This is a genomic window from Chryseobacterium sp. CFS15 (genome assembly GCF_031118795.1).
Lineage (GTDB): Bacteria > Bacteroidota > Bacteroidia > Flavobacteriales > Weeksellaceae > Chryseobacterium > Chryseobacterium indoltheticum.
This window is the reverse complement of sequence record NZ_JAVHYL010000002.1, coordinates 152,462-173,465: the sequence shown is the minus strand read 5'-3', so window position 1 is coordinate 173,465 and position 21,004 is coordinate 152,462. Positions and strand designations below refer to the sequence as shown.

The window sequence follows — 21,004 nt, the reverse complement described above, 5'->3', positions numbered from 1 at the left end:
ATGCAAAACATGCATCCCTTTATTGTTTTATAAAAATTTTCTACCGCTCCTCATACATTTTATCAATCCAGTCGGTTTTTATTTCTTTTAAATGATAATCCATCCAGTCGCTGACCCGCTTAAAAATATCAAGCTTTGAAGGAGCTTTCTGAAATCCATGAGCTTCTTCCGGATAGAACAGAGCAATGACTTTTTTGTCATTCCTTTTTAAGCCGAGGTAAAATTCCATAGTCTGTTCCCAATAAATATTTTGATCTTTCATTCCTGCCCAAAGTAAAATGGGAGCATTCACCTGTTCTGCAAAGTAAATTGGGCTGTTACGGATGTACAATTCTTTAGCATCTTTAAACGGCTTATTTATTTTATATTGACCATTTTCAAACTGAAAATTAAAGGGTTTTCTAAAATTATAGTTAAAAGAAAAATAAGAACGCATTAAATCGCTGTTTCCGCCACCCGCTAAGTATGTTTTAAAAAGTTTTGACTGTGTAGCAATGAAGTTTGTTTCATACCCACCGTGCGAAAACCCTATTAATGCCAGCTTATCAAAATCAACAGCAGTATTCGTTCGTAGCGCTTCTACTCCACTTTCAACGGCATCCAAAGCAGACCATCCTGTTCCCCTCGCATCGAATATGATATCCGGCAGAAATACAAAATATCCTCTTTTAAGATAATAACGAATATTAAAAGCATCCGTAGAGCCTGCGAAACCGTCCATCAGGAACTGATTTCTTAATTTGCTTTGATTTTCATAAATATTAACGATCATTGGATATTTCTTCGTCTCATCAAAATCAACAGGATAAATAAGTACTCCATGCAAAGTTTTTCCTTCAGCATTATGGTACGTGTAGATCTCCGACCGTATCTTTCTTGCAATAGGGTCTGACAAATTACTGTCATAGGTAATTTTAGCAGCTTTTGAAAGATTATACACTCTCAACTGAGACGGCAGATTAAGATCTTCAACAGTGTACGCTAATTGCGATACATCCTTATTCCATTTTACGGTATTAATCCGTTGCGGTATTTTTCTTTCTATCTCTATAATTTTATTACGATATAAAACAGATAACCCTGTAGAATAATTTTCAGGATGTGTCAATTTAATGACAACAGGCTTTTGCAAATTTACCGTGGACTTTTTAAGATGGATATTCCCTCCAAAATTACTTCTGCTAGCATTGACTATTTCAGTACTATAGCCATTCCCCGTCGGTAAAGATCTCATTTGGCTTTTAGCTATATCATATATTTTGATATGCCCAAGCTCTTCAAACAGGATCGATTTGGAATCTTCAGAAAATACAGCATCATCAGCTTGAGATCCCATGATTTCTTTTACTTCTCCATTATGCAAATCATAAAGCTCCCAGACGGACGATTTTTTAGCCAAAATATACTGCCCTTTTTGATCTGTAAACATTCTGCTGCCAATATCACCAATTTGATGATATTTATTGGTTTTAAGATCATAGCTGAATGCTGCAAAAGGGATATTGGCACCGGTATAATTTTCATATTTAAACTCATCAAGACATAGTAGTTTGGGATTATTCCCTAAAGCAAAAAATGCAGTGCATTTATCTGTCTTTAGCTCTATAGCAGAGTTTTCTTTAATATCCCATACCACGACTGCCTGTATTACGCTTTTGTCATAATGTTTTGTCCTTAAATCTTTTGCATTTCCATACCAGATATCTATAAATTCTTTTTTATAGTTCTCATTGGGAATCACTGTTTTTAAAAGAATCTTTTCAGAATCATCAACGAAAAATGTTTCCACCTGATCTACCTGATGTTTCCATTGATCGGATAACGAAATCTTTTTTTTACTTGCCTTATCGACATACGAAATATCACTCTTTTTGTCACCTAAGTCCTCTTTAAAAAGTACGCCTTTGTCGCTTACATTTAAAAGGTAGATAATTTTATTTTGATTATGATATAAAACCTTATTCTGACGGTTTACATATTCGGTCAAAACATAAGTTCCAGCAGATTCTGAAGTAACCAGGATGCGGTTATCAAAAACTTTAAAATTCTGACCCTTATCAATCTTTTCAAGCAACTTTCCTTTCTCATCAATAATAAGCACTGCAGAGTTTTGTGATGTTTTTTGAAGAAGCACAAAAATCCTTTCCTGTTCGAGATATTGCCATTGTATAATATCCTTCCAAGATTCAGAAGTTTTGGACTGTACATCATAACTTATAATTTCGTTTTTCTTCTGATAAAATAGAATATTGTTTGACGTAAAATAGAAATTGCTTACCGGCCCTTCCTGCCAGATTACCGCATTCCGATGGGTCGCATCAATGAGAACGAGTGTATCATTATTTTTTTCATATACCTTTTTAAAAGCTGCAAACTTCCCATTCGCCGACCTCTGCTGAAACATAATCTTGTACAACTTATTTTTAAAATTCTCCGGTGTTTCATTTTCAACAGCCTGCGCATTTAATGCATTAAAATTATAGAAGACAAAAAATAGAGCAAAGATCTTTTTTATATTAATATCCATTATTCTGAGGATTTAGATTAGGATTCAGTATGATTTCATTCTGCGGTAGTGGCCAAAGCTGATGATATGGCTGCCAACTCGGTTTAATCACAGCTAAATTCTGCAATACATTATTTCGTTTAAGATCGAAGAAACGAAGTCCCTGTTCTGCAAAAAACTCCCTTCTTTTCTCCTTCAGCAATTCAGTGATAAAAGCTTGCGGTGTCAATGTATTTGAAAAGGCTGATACCCCTGATCTGGCTCTAATTGTGTTAATGTAGGTAGCCGCTTCGGATACTTTATTTTGTTTAGCCAGCGCTTCACCTAAAATAAAATACACCTCTTCAATACGCATGACAACAGAGTACTCGTCAACGTTGGTTACAAAATTCCTGTATTTATCATTTCTATAAAAAGTGACTCCTCCCGCAGATAAAGGCGTTGTCCACTTCTGCTTCCTAAGATCTGTATTTTCGAATGAACTCATCAGATTTGAAGACAACGCGTAGGCGATCGGTGGTGCAGAAGAAAAAAAGTAAATTCCTGTTTCCGGCACTGACTGATTGGCGTTAACCGGTTTCAGTTGCCACACAATATTGGTACTGTTTTTTTTAAAAACTTTGGTCACATCATGCTGGATGGCGTATAAGGGACTTGCCAGAATATTCTTGCACACTACTTCAGCCTCACTGTATTTTCCGGCATTGAGTAATATATTTGCCTGTACCAGCTGTGCAGCCTTTTTATTTAGGTAAATACGTTCAGCATTCCTATAACTGTCTTCCAGTAAACTCACCGCAAGATTGATATCCTGCTCAAGTTTCATTAACAATTCAGCAGAAGGCAATCTTGAAAGGTTTCTGTTGATCTCATAATCGGTAACGGTTGTATAAGGAACATCTCCAAAGATTCTCTGAAGGTCAAAATAAACCATTGTCCGTACCAATATCGCTTCCCCTTTAATTCTTCTTTTATCAGAATCAGCAATTCCCGTCGAGTGATCAGTCCCTTCAATAATGGCATTGGCGGTATAAATTTCCTTATAGGCATTATTCCAAACCGATAAGACCGCAGAATTGGTAGGAAGCACCTGATTAAGATGGATGTTCAGATTGTCCATTGAGGAAGGCGGAAAATAGGCATTTAGATCATCGGCATACGTTCCTAATAACGCACCTGCACCTCTGTTACTACCCGAAAATAAAGAGTTAGCCTGTAATTCCAGATAGAGATTATTGAGTGCTGCATTCGCAGTATTAACATCGGAAAAAACCTGTTGAGTAGAGATTTGATTGATCGGATCTTCCACCTCAATCATTTTTTCACATGAATTCAGTATTGAAAAAGCCATCAGTACTGACATTATATAGGTTGATTGTATTGTATTCATATCATTAAAATTTTACTTGTACTCCAAATGAATAAGTTTTTAGAGGCGGCAGATAGCCACTCAGTATAAATTCAGGATCCAAACCGAAATAATTGGTGATGGTCAAAAGATTCTGTCCCTGCACAAAAAATGTTGCTTCTTTTACAAAGCTTCCCTGTAAAGGAATGCTGTAATTCAGCTGAACATTTTTCAGTCTGATAAATGAGGCGTCACTGACAGCCGCCGTGCTGCTTTTAAAATTACTGTTAAGCGTATTCACAACCGCTGTTGTACCGGGGTCATAAGGCATAATAATTCCTCCCGGATTATCAGCAGACCAGACATTGGTAAACGCTGCGGGACTATTAAGGAGAACTCCGGGGTTCGGCATATTTCGGTAATAATTAAAGTTATTCTGTTTCACAAACTGAAATAGAAACGAGAGGCTTACATTTTTAAACCTCAGATCATTTTGCCATCCTCCGAAATATTTTGTTCCAAGCTCCCTCACAGCCTGCAGATCGTTTGGAGACGTAATTTTACCGTCTTTATTGTAATCTGTAAAAACATACTGTCCTGTAGCCTGATTAATCCCTTCGTAATTGTATAGTTTAACAATATTGGTCGGCATTCCCACTACGAAGGTATTGGCATAGGTAGAACCTTCCAGTCCCTGGAAAGAGATCAATTCACTTTTCGGAAAACTGATGTTAAAAGAAGTCTGCCATTTCCAATCCGTCGATTTGATCGGAGAAGCGCTCAGCTGAAATTCCCAGCCCCTGTTTTCTACCATTGCATCAAGATTGGCCTGAATTGAAGTAAATCCTGTCGTTCCAGGCAGTGGAATTCCGACCAGCTGATTGGATGAACGGTTTGTGTAATAGGCTGAGGTTAAAAAAATACGGTCACGAAGAAACCCTAATTCAAGAGCAGCTTCCAGCTTGGTAGTCTTTTCCCAGCTGAAATTAGGATTATACAGCCTAGACGGATATAAACCTGCACTTCCATTGTACGGGTTATTGCTGATGGTGTAAGTATCAAGATACTGATAATCGCCAATAAAATCACTTCCTGTGGTGCCGATGCTACCTCTTAACTTTCCAAAGCTCAACCATTTTTGAGCCTTTAAGAAGTTCTCTTTACTGAACAGCCATGCAGCACCGATTGCTCCAAAATCTGCAAATCTGTTATTGACGCCAAATCTGCTGGAACCGTCCCGTCTCCCTGTGATATTGATAATATATCTATTCCTATACTGATAATTTATCCTCCCGAATATTGATGCATATCGGTATTCATTTCGAATATCAGCTGGAATATTCTTATTCGTTGCTGCTGCAAGATTTTCAAGAAGTGCATTGCTGGCAAACCCTGTTCCGGTAATGGATGATGTTTTATTTAAGGTTTGCTGAAAAGAAGTTCCCACCAAAACATTCAGTTCATGATCACCCCAGGACTTCAGCCAGTTTAGCTGAGGTTCCACGATATAAGTAAAAATATCATTTTTACTTTTTGATGAAGATGAGTCGTTAGAAGTTCTGCCCAATGAAGGATTAAAGATGGTGTGTGGTTTCAGCAAGAACTCCTCCAGCGTCTGGTAGTTGATCCCGGCATTTAATTTCAGTGAGAAGCCAGTAAAAAACTCATAGCCCAGATTCAGATTCTGGTTGAACTGATAGGTTTTATTTTTATAACTACCATTGAGACTGGCCAACGGATTGGTAAACGTATTGTCTTCCCAGTTCAGGTCACCGGACGGTGTAAATAAAGCAGGAGCAACCGGACTTAAATTTAATGCCAAGTTCGTTAAATCGGACTGCACGACATTATTGGTCAGTGCCGAAAAAGAATTTGAGCTGGTCAGACTGAACTTTTTATTTTCAGATTCAAAGGTAAAATTGGAATTAAAAAGATTGGTCTTGTAACCAAAATCTGCAGGAAACACCGTTGACTGGTCACTGTTCTGTGCACTGATCAGAAAACTGCTTCGCTCTCCTCCTCCACTGACACTCAACTGCACCGTCCGCTGATCTGCCCAATTCCCTATTAATTCCTTCTGCCAATCCGTATATCTGCTTTGATCCCATTTGCCATTAACATCATAAGCGTTGACGGGATAGGAAGTAATCCCTGCATTCGCAAATGCCTGTCTCCGCATACTCAAATATTGCTCCCTGTCCATCATTTCCAAACGACGGGCTACCTTGCTCATTCCGTAAGTAGCATTCAGCAAAACGGTAGGATTTCCGCGCTTCCCTTTTTTGGTAGTGACCAAAATAACTCCGTTGGCACCTCTGGAACCATAAATCGCAGTAGCATCGGCATCTTTAAGAATTTCAATACTTTCGATATCATTAGGATTAATATTGTTCAGAGGATTAATGCTCTTAAAAGGAATAACAGCGGCTGAAAAATTGGCATTCACGGCACTGCCTATCGGCACACCATCAATAACATACAGCGGCTGATTCCCATCTGATCCACTGTTCTGTAAAGTTCGCAAACTGTTACGACCACGAATCTGAATATCATAGCCACCACCGGCAACCCCTGAGTTTTGGGTTATATTCACCCCTGTCATCCTCCCCTGTATAGCAGAAAGCACATTATTAACCGGCTGATTTCCTATATCCTTAGCAATCACCTTCTCAATACTGCCTGTATTCTCCCTGTCTTTTACTTTATAATAACCCGCATTAACAACGACCTCTTCAATTCCCTGCACCTTTACCTTTGTAGTAAAGCTAACATCCACAACAGTTCTGCCCCCTACCTCTACACGCTGTTCCGCATATTCAGGATGCCTAAAAACAAGAACAACGTTCCCACTTTCATTCCCATCCCTCGTCGCATCATCTCCAGAAATCGCCAACCGATAAACCCCTTGAGCATTGGTAACAGCGGTCTGATCACTTCCCATTTGAGAAACACTAACTCCCGAAAGAGGCAATGCTATATTATCACCTTCCCTAACGGTAGCTTTTCCCGTAATGGTCTTGGTCTGAGCCTGAATTGAACCACAAACAACGGTTAACATCAAGGCAAAGCCCATACTTCCTATATTATTATAGGATTTTTTCATAGTTTTGTAAAGTTTTAATTAAACGATTCAATAATCATTGCTCCTCCCAAACGTTTTAGTCAGCTTATGGGAAGGGGCTTTTTTTATTGAATACCTATCTTCTCAGGTGTAGCCTGTCGAAGTGCTATTTCATTTTTTCTATATTATCACTACCGAATTCATGTATTTGAAAACAAAACTTTCCTAAGTGCCTTTCATTACAAAAAAAGACATGGTGAGGTCTTTGAACAGTGACCAAAAGACACCGGAAAGCATTAATTAATATGAATGAAAATTTGTCCCGTGTAAGCTTTAAAAGCCGCAATAGGTTGTACACCCTATTGTATCATGTCAAGATACTCTATGTGGTGAAGCGGGCTTAGATTGTTTTGTAGAAAAAGCGGACAGCATGAAAATAAAACGGCATGGAACTCTACAATATCAGAACTGAGGTACTGGTATACCATGCAACAGATAAGAGAGCCCACGCCTAGGTCGTGAGCTTAATACTTATCCTCTCGTTGCTTTAAATTACCAGTTTTCAGTTCGAGATTCTAAGCAATAGCTTCTAATATTTCTTTGAAGTATCGCAAAATTACTTTTTTTAGTAATCTTTTCCAAATATAATAAATTTTATTAAATACAGGACTATAGTCCTTAGTTTTTTATTGTGAATTTGCATCAATTTGTATTTATGCACGATTCACTAGACGAGATTGAACGTTACGTTATTACGAAAGTTAAGGATATTAGGGAACAAAGAGGTATAAGTCAAACTTCTTTATCCTTAGCTATTGGAAAGAGCACAAGTTACATTTCTGATATAGAAGCACATTCGAAAACAGCAAAATACAACATCAAAAGTTTAAATCTGATTGCAATTGCTTTGGGATGTTCTATTAAAGATTTTTTACCTGATGAGCCTATTCGTGAAAAGAAATATGATTTTATAAAAGAGATTGAAATAAAGAATAAATCTTAACCAGAGTTGGGATTTTTTGTTTTTGATAAGACTAAAAAATAATAGTTTAATCTTTTGAATTTAAAAAGACAGTTTTACTGATAATCTTATTCAGATCCACCTCATAAGTTACTTCGACATAGAATCCAAATAATTTGTATAACACAAACTTAAATTCTCCGAGTGTTCTATCGCTAACATAAACTCCTTTAGTAAATAAAATATCATATTGTGATTCATCACGTAAGTTTGTGTAATTGTAAAAACTGTCTTCCATGCTACTATTTTTCTTTTTCAAGTTTTCTATATTCCCAAGGTGAAATGGCATTTTTATCTTGTCATAAACCAATTTTATTTTGTCTAGCTTCCTCCTCTAGTCTTCCTTAAGACTTATCTTTTGAATAGTAGAAGCACTACCATATCTGTCCGTATCAGTTTCTATAAAAGTTATTTGTTTTCCAAATATTTGATCTCATGTAAATTGTTTTGCATTCTTTCCAAACGGCTGACCACTTTTCAAGGCAGTCTACTTCTGCGAGGCGGAGTTTTTTCGATGTTTTATCTTCTAGTGAAACTGTGATAGAACCGCATCAGAGGTGACTATTACTTTCGCAGTTTTAGGACGAAAAGAATAACTGGAAAGCTTTTCAAATCTCTTACAAGAAGGATAATTTTGTATATTTGAAAAAACTAAAGCAGTGAGTATAAAAAGTATTAGAATTGAAAATTTATTCGATTCATTTAATCATGAAATAAATTTCTCTCAAGAATCTAATATAACAATGATTCTAGGAAGAAATGGATTAGGAAAGACTGTTATATTAAAAATTATAAAAGCCATCCTCAATAGGGATATATTTCAACTTGAAAATATTGAATTTTCAAAAATAATTATTGAAATTAATAATGAAGAGAGCTGGTGTTTTATTAAAGATCTCAAGGAAGATAATGAGAATATTGAGCAAAACTTAAGCCTAATTCAGTTAAAAAACGGGCTAGAAGTCGACAGAATTAGCTTTTCATCAATTGAAGAAAATTTAAAGCAAAGTAGAAGAACTCTTGCTAGATATATTCCTCCCGCTTTCAGACCAATTGACGGCGACGATTGGATTGACAGAAGATCAGATTTACGATTTTCCACAACAGACATTATAGAAAAGTTTAGAAATGTTATTCCTGAAAATGTTTTTAATGACTATCTAATATTTCCTCAATGGTACTCAGATTTCACCACTCACTTAAATGTATCTTTAATTGAAACTCAGAGATTACTAAGTTTTGCACCAGAAAGCGAAGAGTATAATTATAGAGAAAGGGGACAAATAGCTTATAAAAATACGGTTGAAAAGTATTCAGAAGATCTTGTTAAACAAATTCATGCTCAATTAGCAAAATCGTCTGAGCTATCAACTAAACTTGACAGAACATACCCTAATAGATTAATAAAAAAACTAAAAGAAACTACTAATGTAAGCCAAGAAGATCTGAATCAAAGTTTGAGCAACCTTGAAAAGAAACGTGAGAGATTACAAGAAGTTGGTCTATTAGACTTGCAAAACCAGCCACACATAGATATTATTGATGAAGACCAAGATGACAAAATTATTGATGTATTACAAGTCTACATAGAAGATAGTAGACAAAAACTCGATGTTTATGACGAACTTGCAGATAGAATAGAACTGTTTTTAAGAATTATAAATGAAAGATTTTTAAAGAAAAAGCTTACAATCTCACGAACTGAAGGTTTTCATTTTGAGTCTACTAAGAATGATAAACCCATACCTTTAAAAAGTTTATCCTCAGGTGAGCAGCACATTTTAGTTTTATATTACGAGTTATTATTTAAAATTAAAAAAGGAACATTATTATTAATGGATGAGCCAGAAATCTCATTGCATATTGCGTGGCAAAAAAGAATAATAGGTGATCTTGAACAAATTTTAAAGCTAAACCCTATGCAAATTATTATTGCTACACACTCTCCTGCCGTAATTGGAAGTAATTGGCACCTAACAACAGAATTGGACGCAGAAGATTAAAATATGAGTATAAGGGAGGATATTGATGGAAATTTTTTGGCCAATAGTATTATGATGGATTCATTTTTTGGATATCACATTTTAGTTGAAGGTCAAACTGACGAACTGTTTTATTCAAAATTTTTGAGTAGCGAATACACAAATATTATGATTTGTCATGGAAAGGAAAAAGTGATTGAAGCAGTACAAATTCTTGATAGAATGAAAACTTCTGCAAGATACATAGCGATTATCGATAAGGACTACGATTTTTTGGATAGTAATATTATAATTTCTAACAATCTATTAAGAACAGATGTTCATGATGTTGAAACCATGTGCATACAATCTTTATGTTTTGATGATTTTAGTAGAGAATATATTCAAAAGACAAAGGTCAATAAAATAGAAGATTTAAAAACAAGAACTTTACGCGAGCATATTTTTGAGATTGCAATTCCGATCGCAAAAGCTCGAATTTTAAGCTTGAAAAATAGCTATTCTTTAAAATTTAAACCAGTCGGGAAAGAAATTAAGGAATTAGATTACACAAAATTTGTTTGTAAAAACTCCTTTAGTTTTTTAGGAAATGTCGAAATGTTAAATACTTTAAAATTATACTTTAATCAAGGGCTTCCTAAAACTATTGAAGACATGGAGAAAGAGATAGAATCTTTAAATCTTGAAAATTTTAATATTCATGATGTTGTTCATGGGCATGATTTAACTAATATTTTAGTCATAGGAATTAAAAAATCTATCGGTAGATCATCCTTTTCCAATATAAAGAGAGAAGATGTTGAACGAGCGTTAAGATTGGCCTATTCTAAAGAAGAGTTTACCAAGACACAAATCTACAATCACTTATTAAAACTGTCTCCTGAGATACTAAACTGTTAGTTATTATTAATAAATTGAAAATTTAATTAACCGAAATTTAAGGAATATTTAGAACATTCAGTTTTTTTCAGTCAACTCTTGCACATTATTTACCTTTCGAAACAGCTTTTTGTTGAAGATAAAATAGCTTTTGTTAAATTTGAGCAAACTAAGTATTATATTCAAAATCAAAAAGAGGAGGAGGAGATTAATTTATAAAAGCTTATGCAATTTCACAATTACTGTTTAAGTAAAGCTCAGTCAGAGAAATTAAAGGAAAGACGAGAACAACTAAATCCGAACAGTTACAAGCAAATCCTTAAATTTGACGAAATTTCAAACGAATTCAATAAAGTAAATTATATGTATAAAAATTATTTAGGTCATTTACTTCAATTCTTCTTATCATATACTTAAATTAATTCATTTAATTGAAATATCGACAAAAATTCTTACGTTTCTACTATTAATTATGTAATTTCAAAAGTAGAAAAGATTGTTTTTTTATAGATGATTCCAGAAAAAATAAGTTGATGACTTTCTAACTTTAGCAATTATATATGAATAATTCATTGATATTGATGACATTTTATATATTAATGACATTGTTACACATGAGTTAGCAAATAAACAGAAACATTTAATAATAGTTAACGATAAATTATTTGGAAAAAACTTGAAGCATTACGCATTAATTTATACGCAAATATATACATCATTACTCAGTGTAATCATATATAGCTAATATTGTGTCGTGTATCTTAGGAGAATCTTTTGTTGCCTTATTTTCAAGTTTCCGTTCTATAGTAATCAAATATAATTTATGAAAATTTAGATCATAAGCGCTATCACTAATCAATTTATCAAGATAACCATGATAACTCTGTTTATCATTTGAATCAAACCAAAAATATCCTGTATTGCAATTCACACCGGTGAAATTTCCTATAAGATTGAACTTGTTCGTATCAATTTCACTATCTTGATCGTAAAATGTTTTTATCTTAAAAGCCTCATTGAATGTCAGGTTTTCAATACTAAAAACTTCTTTTTTATATGATTCCATCTTAATATCTATGTTGATCAATTCTTCATAAACAATATTAACAAAATCTAAATAAGATGACATCGTATATGCACTAAATTCAGAAGATATTTCAGTAAATGTCTCAATATTTTTACTCTTTGCAATAAGGTTTAATGCTCTCTCGCAAATAATATCACTTGAGCTATCACCAAATAACCCATCCATATCTGCTTTTGGTTTCAGTATAACATTAAAAGATGCAGCTTCAAAAATCACTACCTCACATTCTAGATTTCCATCACTAACATGCTTGCTTATTTTTTTGGGAATTTTAGTACCACGATTTTTAGAAAAATAATAATCTTTAGCTAAATTCTCATATAACCCTTCAAATCCTATTAAAATTTTCCCTAGTTTGTCAGCATCGATACGTCCATATCCCACCCCCTCACCTTCTCTTAAGTGAATATTTATTAAGTTAGAAAATTGGTTGGAACGCAAATTATAATTTGTATCGTCAATTATACCATATAATTTAAAATAATCATAAACTATTTCTGGGCTTACAAAATCCTCGGATTCTAGAGATAAACCGAATTCAGGAAGATAATCTGCAGGTATCTCATTAAAACGTAGGAGCAGAACATTATGATAATTTGACTCTTCATCAAGATCGATCAAGAAATATGTATTGGAAACAGATCTGCGAATAAATTCTAAATGAGTAATTCTTTTATCTATAAAAGCTTTGAGAAGCTCTCTTGTCGTTTGGTAAAACAAAAATCTATTTACAGACTGATCATCCGTACAATCAACCCATTCTTTAATAAAAGAATTATTATTCTTGTCAGCACAAACAATAGTGGTATAATACTCAGGAAATAACAGAGCAGCTACCTCAGTAGGAAGATCAAATGCCGTCTTATTAAGTATATATGAGTTAATTGTTTCCACCTAAAATTGTTTTGTCTATTGTGAACAGCTTTGAGAAATCAATGCCGTTAAATTCGTGTAAATCAAAATGTCCAGAAATCGATGGATCATCGTTAAGTCCGCAATATGGTAACTTAGCAAAAGCAGCATTTTTTCCAATTAATTTTGGAAAATTTTTCTTATTAGAATTTAATTTTATAAATTTTGCTTTTATAGCATCTGGACTTTCAAACAACGACAATGCAAATCCTGATGATATCGCTTTATTAGTTTTTAAATCTAATTTAAATCGATCTATATTTAGAAGATATACTGGTTTGAAATTGCGGTCATCAGTAATGTCATCAAAAACAAAACGCCAACAATTTATCTCTTGTGCTCTAAAGCCACTTAGATCAGCATGTAGCAATGCTATCTCACATTTATATTTAAGATTATGCGTTCTCATATTAGTTTCATCAAACCTACAAAAAAAAATATAAAATACACAAACATTAAAATTTAAATAGTAATAGATACTATTACCCCCCCTACTAAGTCACTTTTGCTCGATTTCAATTGCGAATGCAAATAAATATTTAATAGGATCATTTAGTTCTTCAAAATCTCCAGTCTTTGGAGTTCGTATACTGTCAGTTATTAAATTTGTAATCAATCTCGAAAAATAAATTTTTGAAATGATGATGATAATATGTTATTGTTCTTTTTTCACTGCTGATCATCTTTCTATGCTTCCTAACTTCAATCAAATTGGAAGGATTGCGGTTATGTTATACTCATAAAACGTAGTGCTATCTGGTTTTTTTCGGTATGCTTAATCATTTAGCATAAGTGAAATATTTTTTACAATTTTAGCTTTACTTCTGCTATTAGCGTAATCTTTCAATATTAAAGCATTTAAACCTTTACTTTTCATTTTGTTAATAAATTTCTTTTTATTTATAAATAATGATGTACTATTTTTATCATAAAATGTAGTTACTGCTACAACACTTCCATCTTTATCATAAAACCTACCATCTATTAATGTACTAATATCCAAAATCTGAGAAAGTTGATAACATGGAACTAAAATTTGCAAATCATCATTTAGAGAAAAATCATTATTCTTTGACCATTTATAAGTTATTCCAGCCAAATAACCTCTGCTATTCCTTATCCCATGAATCGATTTAGATTCATCGCTCCAATGTAATTCACCCAAATAGTAATTACTTTGAGAAGTATTTAGATAAAGAAAATCCCTCCAAATTAATTCATCACTTGTCAAATAATTTAAATAATCAACAGCATAAGAAGAATTAATAATTAAACATTTTTGTACAAACTGTAAATTATTTCTTTTTATAAATCCAGGATTGGCAGAACCTAAGCAGATCCATTCATCAATCAATTCTTCTGAATTAAATGGATAAATTTCGCATGCGTCATTAAAAGAATTTTTCTGCGCCAAACTTCCTGCTAGAAAAATAGTTGGATCAATGTCTGCTTGTAAAAAGTTACAAAGATTTTTATACCTATTATATTTAAATTTTGAAGGGTTTATTTCAGCAATTAGATAATTACTAGATATTATAGATATCCACTTATAAAAAGAAATAAGAATATATTTTTCACCTATTGATTCTTGTAAATTAAAAATATTTTTTTTGTAGAAATTCGAACTTAATATAGGATAATCATGTTCTTTAAAATCATTGTCGTTCCATCCCATAATATTAAAAACATCATTTGAAATGTAATATTGTAAAGTATCAATATTAAACTGTGAATCAGTTATGCCGGCAACTTCACTAAAGAAAGATTTTATATTTAAAACATCATTTGGTTTTAAAGTTTCATAATTAATTAACTGTTCGTAGAGATTTTCTATATCATCATCGATGTTACAATTATCAATCATAGACAGGAATTCGCTATCTGATTTTAATTTAATTAATTTTATAATATCTTCTATAGTTTCGTTATTACCTATATTATTGACAATATTGGTCAACGACTCGAAGTCTAAAGTATAAAAATTCGAAATTCTAAAATTTTCTTTTTTACCAAGAAATTTGTGAATGAAACTATGTTCTCCTGAAATATAGCTAACAAGTGTATCATGACAAATGTTATCTGTATGTCGTTTAAAAAATAATTTAGAATCTAACTTAACTTCAAATAGATCTTTATCACTCGTAACATCGGGTTGTATATAATCATTTTTATCAGATAATCCCTTTGTCGAAGCATAATTAATAATTCCTTGAACATAATTTTCGATTAATAAATGGCGTCGAAATTCTTTTGCAGTAATCATACTATTTACAAACTCCATAATTTCCAAGATAATTTCTTTATCTTTTAACCTTAAAGTGATGCCGTAAAGAACACCGACTAAACGTTCTAGAATATAAATATCATCCACCACTTTAAACTTATTAATCAAATTAATAAGAATGCAATAATCATTCTGAAGCAATTTAGCTAGTGCTCTGGTCGCTTTATCTCTAATTTCACGATTGGTTGAACAAAATAACCATGAAAGAGAAATGGCAAATATATTTTTTGTTTTTGAATGTAGATCAGAAAATGAAGCTATTTCCAATGCCCAATTAACAAGTATTTTTCCGGCTTCAGAGTTATTTACATGAATGGTCCACATCAAATCTATTTCTGTTAGCTTCTTTTGACATAAAAGTGCATCAACAAAATATATATTTAAACGATGATTGGGCTTAATTGACAATTGAAGTAGAGTGTTCACAAATTCGCTTGCCACTGCTTTATCTAGCTCTTTATTTTTATTAATATAATCAATAGTTATATCTTTTATTGTAGACGAGTTACGCCATAGTAAGCTTTTTAGTAACGGCTTTAAAAAAACTGTAGTAGATTTTCTTAATTGAAACAATTCTAAATTATACATTTCGGGCAGTAGTATAGAAATAGCTTCTATAATACCTAAATTAGCTTTGACAGCAATATCATTATTAATTACCTCAAATAGGTTAAATGATTGATCAATGTTATGTTTTCCGGTTTCTACTAAAAGCTTTATTTTTTCAGAGTCTAAATTTAAAAGACTTTTAGCTATTATGTAGTCACCCAACTTTTCATAGGAAAAATAAATTATTTCCTTATTTCCAACAATATTTTCGTTCAATACATTTTCCTTAATCAACTCCGAGAGTATCATCCCTGCATTTGGCAAGGAATATCGATATTTCTCAATTAATATTATATTTGCAAATTCTCTACTCAACTGAGAAGTCTTAAATCTAACCATATCATTTGCAAGCAATGATATGGCTTCAAGGACTAAGTTAAAATTCCGATGATCATAACCTAAACGCTCTGCTAATACTTTGTTAATCTTTTTATAGTAGTAATTATAGATTACAGTTATATTATCATAATCATCCGGAAGCGTATCTAAGTTATTATCTTTTAATCCTATGCAGAATAACTTTAAAAATAATGGATTTTTAAACTCTGGATTAAGAATCGGCACAGGAAGATCATTAATTTTATAAAACTTAAAAAATGTTTTGGTTACTTCAGGCAGATTTCTGAAACCCTCAATTGTATATCTCTCAAAGTCTTTTAGATTACTTTTTGATAAGACATAGTTGATATAGGTACTACGAATCGAAATAATTAGTGCAACATTAGGATAAGATCTGATATCATTAACAAAACCAGAAAGTTGTTCTTTCCAGATCTGCTTTCCTCCTTCGTTAATAGCATCAATTAAAATTGGCACACGACAATTTAAACTCTCTCCTATCGAGTTCAAAATTCCCAAAAATTCTTCCTTCGTACAATTTATTTGTAACTGATTACTTATTTGCAACCATAGATTTTCACTATAAAATTGTTGTCCCAACAATAAAACTGAAGGTATATTTTTATAAATTGTAGTAACAAAATCTGCAAAAAGATGTGATTTTCCGATACCTGCATCTCCGTCAATTAGTAAAAAAGGATTTATAGCTACCTTTTTATCAAAAGAATCTAAAGTGGTTAGAAAATTACTAATTTTTGATGATGTCACTTTATGCTTAGCTTTTACGGTGAGAGTGGCTTTACTGTTAATTCGATTGATTTTTATATCATCATCAGCATATTTCTCGCAGAGTTTTCCTATTAATGAATCCATCTGCATTAAGATTTTATGACTAAGTATTTCTGGTTGTTTTAAGTCAGATATATTATATGAATTCAACAATTTTTTTTTATCTATAAATTTGTCTAGTAACTTGGACAATTCTACATGTAATTCTGGATATTGTTTGGAAAGATTTAAATAGGTTTTAAAATCTAATTCTAATTTCTCATATTTCGAAAATAGATTTTTTTTTAATTTCAAAGGAAAAATCATAGGTTTAAATATTTTCACTGTATCAGATAAAATATTTAATTCTTCACTATATCTTGCACCAAGATCTTTTACTTTCCCTCTATTATTGTCGTTAAACCATTCCTTAGAAAATTCATTTTTACTAAACCAAAAATATGCTTTTCCTACGTTTTCTGGCATTGATAATTTGGTTAACAATTCCGAACTACCTTCATAAACAAAATCCACATCTAATCCTTGGGCTTGTGCCCAATTTTTCCATTTTAGTACAGATTGATTCCATTTATCCAAAAAAGAAGTTTTACCTTCAATTCTTGCATCTGCGCGATCCTGAGGTATAGAAACAATATACTTGCATAGATTGGAATGTTTATCTAAGGCTGTCTTTATAGATTTATCTAATTCACCCCATTGGGTAGATGACAAAGGAGAAGTAAAGAATTTGGCCTGGTAAGCAATTTCTTTAAAATTGCTCAGAACCCAAAAACATTCAACACCTGCATCAGGAGAACCTTTTCTGATAAATGAAACTGCATTTTCGAACCTGTCATTTCTAGCTAATTGACAAACAAGTTCTTCAAAGCTATTCTTTTGGGAATGATTTAGTGGCCTAATATTATTCCAATCAATGTTTTGCATTGTGTTTTATTGTTATTTTATCACTAAAATATGCTAAAGATTTTGATTAACCAATATTTACCATTTTTATGTAAACAACCAATTCATATGCTAATTTAAAAGGCTCATCGTTTTCGATGAGCCTTAACCTTTAAAGAAACATTAGAGTCTAGCACAATGTGAACATAGCGGTTTACCACCAGTTCCGCTACGCTTGTTTACTGTTTCAATGTTGTTACCCTCTGTACACGAAGTATTGTTGTGGTGTACGGTCTGTTTGATGCTGTGAAAAGCTGCTGTTTTTGCCACAATTATTTTATTTATTTTTTACCGTTGTAAAAGTGGCTATTAAATAAATATATCATTTACGGGAATCCTTAGTTAGTTGTATTTTTTTCATTATACTAATTCGAAAATCATCTGTACTTTACATTTTTTTCTTCTACAGTTTAATATATTTGTAAGACATCACCAACCATTGCAGAAAAACACAATTTCAAATCTAAAATCCCAAGCCATCTACATCGACGGCAAAGACATAACCGATGAGATAGAATCTTATTCTTTTGAGGGTGGTAAATGTGTAGTTCTCTATAAGAATACCCGAAAGGTATATCATGAAGTCCCTCCAGAAGTGGAATATGCTGTAAGCGAAACGGGTATGGAGCTGATCCCTTTCATCAAGCATCTGCATAATTGGGGAAATAAGCAATTGAAAAAGGAGGTAGTTTCCTGTGAAAAATAAACGTATTTTGAATACTGAATACGTCAGCATGTATTTACTTTTTATTTAATAACAGATGTCAGAAAAATCAAAATCGATACCCCTGAATACTTTTCCGTCAAACTTTGGTTCAGGTATTATTATTTCGAAATTTAGAGTTACAGACTTGGAATTTGATAAAATAAAAGAAGCTCACCGTGATGATTACCATATCTTCTTCCTGCTTGAAGAGGGAAGCGGAGTATTTGAAATTGATTTTCGCCGTTTTGAGATCAATTCGCAATCCATTACCTATGTTCAACCATATCAGGTTCACAGAGGACTTTCGCTGGAAGAAGGTCTCTTTACCGTACTGCTGATCAGCACTGAAAGTTTACATCCTGAATATCTTAAGTTGTTAAAGGAAATCACACCTGCTAATCCTTTACAATTGGATACTGCTACTTTTTCCATTGCATCAAAAATGGGAGATCTTACATCCATGATCTTCTGTCGACAAGAGGAAAAACTTCATAACATCATACTGAGAGACAGCTGCAACAGCCTGGTAGGATTTATTATTTCACAATTTTTACTTCAGTCTTACACAACTGACAAACCATCAAGAAGCGAAACTATTTCAAAAAACTTTAAACTGTTAGTAGATCAGAATTTTGTTCATACAAAAAGTCCGGCTGAATATGCCGAAAAAATGAATATTTCAACGGTGTATTTGAACGAATGTGTGAAGAGAGCCACCGGACAGACAGTTTCTTACCATATTCATCAGCGTATTGTTTTAGAGGCAAAACGTCTTCTTTTTCATTCAAATAAATCTGTGAAGGAAATTGCTGCTGAACTTGGATATGATGATTATGCTTACTTCTCAAGATTATTTATGAAAGTAACCGGAATGACAGCACTCACATTCCGAAACAAAAACCTTGAATAGTCCAATACTTACCCATCCCTATCCATTTTAAGATCTTGCGTGATGTCATTTCTTTGTACCATAAAATAAAGATATGCCAACAGCCCCAAAATGGATCAATGATGCACTCGAAAAAATAGCACCTTCTATGCTTCGGACGGTCAAAGTAGAAGAGATCTTCTACCTCAATGCAAACATTAAGAAAGTACGTCTAAGAGGTGATTTTTCAGCACTGCATTTTGCACCCGGTTTTACCATCTCATTCAGAGTAAGTCCGACCGAATCAAGACACTACACAATCTCAAATGTTGACGATTCAGCACGAGCGATAGAATTCATTGCCCACATTCACAGTAATGCTGTAGGAGCACAGTACATCAACAGTCTTATTCCCGGAGATGAAAAAATAAAACTGGCCGTATTGGGAAGCGATAAGCAGTATGATCCAAAAGTTGAAAGACAGATTATCTTCGGTGATGAAACATCCTTAAGCCTGATGTCAAGCTTTTTACCCTATCTGCAGCAAAATAATCATCCGTATCAATTTCTGATTGAACTTGATGATGAAAACTGTGATATTCCAGAAAAATTAGGACTGAAAAATTACCGTGTTTATACAAAAAACAATATTTTTCGGGACAAAGATCAGATTCATACAATACCTGAACTTTCAGATGACGTTTGGTGTGATGCGAATATTGTTCTGACAGGAAATGTCCAATCTATACAGAACTTCCGTAAAGTACTGAAAGAAAACAGGCACGAAGGTAAGATCTTTGCAAAAGGTTACTGGCTGGAAGGTAAAAAAGGATTATAACGATTCGCTATGAAATGTATTATCTTAAATAATCAGAGCAAAAATGAAGATGCGCTGCTTTCTGACATCGCTGATTTTTTTTGGAACTCCGGCCATGAAGTTGTGTTGGCAGATGGAAGATCATCTTCTGCAGAGTGTAAACGTGATCTCAATGACTATGATTGCTATATTTCCATAATGAACGATGTTGCTACACCATCTTTTTTCAGGAACCACAGAATTTTACTTGAAAAGACAAAGCACCTTGTGCTAATTTTCTCCTACGAAGGAGTTTTCACCAGTGCAATTCCTTACCCGCATCAAATTTTTAGTTACGAGCAACTTAATCAAAATTCACTGGTAGAATTTTTTGAGTGGTTTAAAAAACTGAATCTCCTCTTTAAAGCATAACTCGATATGAGATTCAAAGAATTTCTTCTTATATAGCTTGTTCTGATCGAGAGTTATAGTCTACAAAATTGAACTGACCGCTAAATTAACCAAGCTCTGTCACCAGCCTAAAAGTCAAATTAATCCTTTCTTTCATTTGCGAAGCAGACTTAGCAATACAATGTTTCCAATGCTCTTGCAAATCTCCTTTTATCATCAGCAAAGATCCGTGAGGAAGCGGAATACTGTGCCTGCTTTGGTGATGATTAAATTTTCTAAAGTCGGATTTTCGGGTCTGCCCGAGACTGGGTGATGCGATGACGGGACGGTCACCATACCTTCTTTCCTTATCCCGATACCATGCGGTCAGACGAGGAGTCAGAACTTTTTTCTCATACATGGTCTGAGTTTTCTATTTCCAAGGAGTATTTTCAAGAAGTTGAGAAAAAAGTAGATCTGATTCT

14 protein-coding genes are annotated in these 21,004 nt (G+C 33.2%); 7 read left to right on the top strand and 7 right to left on the bottom strand.

Annotated elements, in window-relative coordinates; all coding sequences use genetic code 11:
* Nucleotides 1-40: 40 nt before the first annotated feature.
* Genes OH814_RS03560 through OH814_RS03550 form a run of 3 tightly spaced genes read right to left on the bottom strand, consistent with a single transcriptional unit; the run spans nucleotide 41 to nucleotide 6,957 of the window.
* Entirely contained in the window at nucleotides 41-2,527 is a 2,487-nt protein-coding gene (locus OH814_RS03560; protein WP_308827129.1) for a prolyl oligopeptidase family serine peptidase, read from the bottom strand.
* A complete protein-coding gene (locus tag OH814_RS03555) occupies nucleotides 2,517-3,896 on the bottom strand; it encodes a RagB/SusD family nutrient uptake outer membrane protein (protein WP_308827128.1) in 1,380 nt (459 codons plus the stop codon). Before OH814_RS03555 ends, OH814_RS03560 begins: the two co-directional genes overlap by 11 nt.
* Nucleotides 3,897-3,900: 4 nt before the next feature.
* Nucleotides 3,901-6,957: a SusC/RagA family TonB-linked outer membrane protein gene (locus OH814_RS03550; RefSeq protein ID WP_308827127.1), complete on the bottom strand. Its 3,057-nt coding sequence runs from the start codon at nucleotides 6,955-6,957 to the stop codon at nucleotides 3,901-3,903.
* A 673-nt stretch (nucleotides 6,958-7,630) separates the two neighbouring features.
* On the opposite strand from OH814_RS03550, the gene OH814_RS03545 reads away from it, so the two are divergent.
* The 3 genes from OH814_RS03545 to OH814_RS03535 all read left to right on the top strand — a co-directional run bounded on the left by OH814_RS03545 (nucleotide 7,631) and on the right by OH814_RS03535 (nucleotide 10,818).
* Nucleotides 7,631-7,918, top strand: a complete 288-nt coding sequence (locus tag OH814_RS03545; RefSeq protein WP_308827126.1) for a helix-turn-helix transcriptional regulator — start codon at nucleotides 7,631-7,633, stop codon at nucleotides 7,916-7,918.
* Nucleotides 7,919-8,595: 677 nt separating this feature from the next.
* The gene (locus tag OH814_RS03540) at nucleotides 8,596-9,939 is read left to right on the top strand and encodes an AAA family ATPase (protein WP_308827125.1); all 1,344 of its coding nucleotides are present in this window, start codon (nucleotides 8,596-8,598) and stop codon (nucleotides 9,937-9,939) included.
* Between the two features lie 3 nt (nucleotides 9,940-9,942).
* A complete protein-coding gene (locus tag OH814_RS03535) occupies nucleotides 9,943-10,818 on the top strand; it encodes a DUF4435 domain-containing protein (protein WP_308827124.1) in 876 nt (291 codons plus the stop codon).
* A gap of 697 nt (nucleotides 10,819-11,515) precedes the next feature.
* On the opposite strand, the gene OH814_RS03530 is transcribed toward OH814_RS03535, so the two are convergent.
* The 3 genes from OH814_RS03530 to OH814_RS03520 form a co-directional block, all read right to left on the bottom strand.
* A complete protein-coding gene (locus OH814_RS03530; RefSeq protein ID WP_308827123.1) occupies nucleotides 11,516-12,778 on the bottom strand; it encodes a hypothetical protein in 1,263 nt (420 codons plus the stop codon).
* Nucleotides 12,765-13,205 carry a hypothetical protein gene (locus tag OH814_RS03525; RefSeq protein WP_308827122.1) on the bottom strand — a complete coding sequence of 147 codons (441 nt, stop codon included), beginning with the start codon at nucleotides 13,203-13,205 and terminating at the stop codon, nucleotides 12,765-12,767. The genes OH814_RS03530 and OH814_RS03525 overlap by 14 nt, the downstream gene beginning before the upstream one ends.
* Before the next feature lie 366 nt (nucleotides 13,206-13,571).
* Nucleotides 13,572-17,741, bottom strand: a complete 4,170-nt coding sequence (locus OH814_RS03520; protein WP_308827121.1) for a hypothetical protein — start codon at nucleotides 17,739-17,741, stop codon at nucleotides 13,572-13,574.
* Between the two features lie 364 nt (nucleotides 17,742-18,105).
* On the opposite strand from OH814_RS03520, the gene OH814_RS03515 reads away from it, so the two are divergent.
* The 4 genes from OH814_RS03515 to OH814_RS03500 all read left to right on the top strand — a co-directional run bounded on the left by OH814_RS03515 (nucleotide 18,106) and on the right by OH814_RS03500 (nucleotide 20,561).
* Nucleotides 18,106-18,465 (top strand): winged helix-turn-helix transcriptional regulator, encoded by a 360-nt coding sequence (locus OH814_RS03515; RefSeq protein ID WP_308827120.1) that lies wholly within the window; start codon nucleotides 18,106-18,108, stop codon nucleotides 18,463-18,465.
* Between the two features lie 55 nt (nucleotides 18,466-18,520).
* Nucleotides 18,521-19,375: a helix-turn-helix transcriptional regulator gene (locus OH814_RS03510; RefSeq protein WP_308827119.1), complete on the top strand. Its 855-nt coding sequence runs from the start codon at nucleotides 18,521-18,523 to the stop codon at nucleotides 19,373-19,375.
* A gap of 73 nt (nucleotides 19,376-19,448) precedes the next feature.
* On the top strand, nucleotides 19,449-20,171 hold the full coding sequence (locus OH814_RS03505; RefSeq protein ID WP_308827118.1) for a hypothetical protein: 723 nt from the start codon (nucleotides 19,449-19,451) through the stop codon (nucleotides 20,169-20,171).
* Between the two features lie 9 nt (nucleotides 20,172-20,180).
* Nucleotides 20,181-20,561 carry a hypothetical protein gene (locus OH814_RS03500; RefSeq protein WP_308827117.1) on the top strand — a complete coding sequence of 127 codons (381 nt, stop codon included), beginning with the start codon at nucleotides 20,181-20,183 and terminating at the stop codon, nucleotides 20,559-20,561.
* 85 nt (nucleotides 20,562-20,646) lie between these two features.
* On the opposite strand, the gene OH814_RS03495 is transcribed toward OH814_RS03500, so the two are convergent.
* Complete coding sequence (locus OH814_RS03495; protein ID WP_308827116.1) at nucleotides 20,647-20,940, bottom strand: alpha-ketoglutarate-dependent dioxygenase AlkB; 294 nt, start codon at nucleotides 20,938-20,940, stop codon at nucleotides 20,647-20,649.
* Between the last annotated feature and the right edge of the window lie 64 nt (nucleotides 20,941-21,004).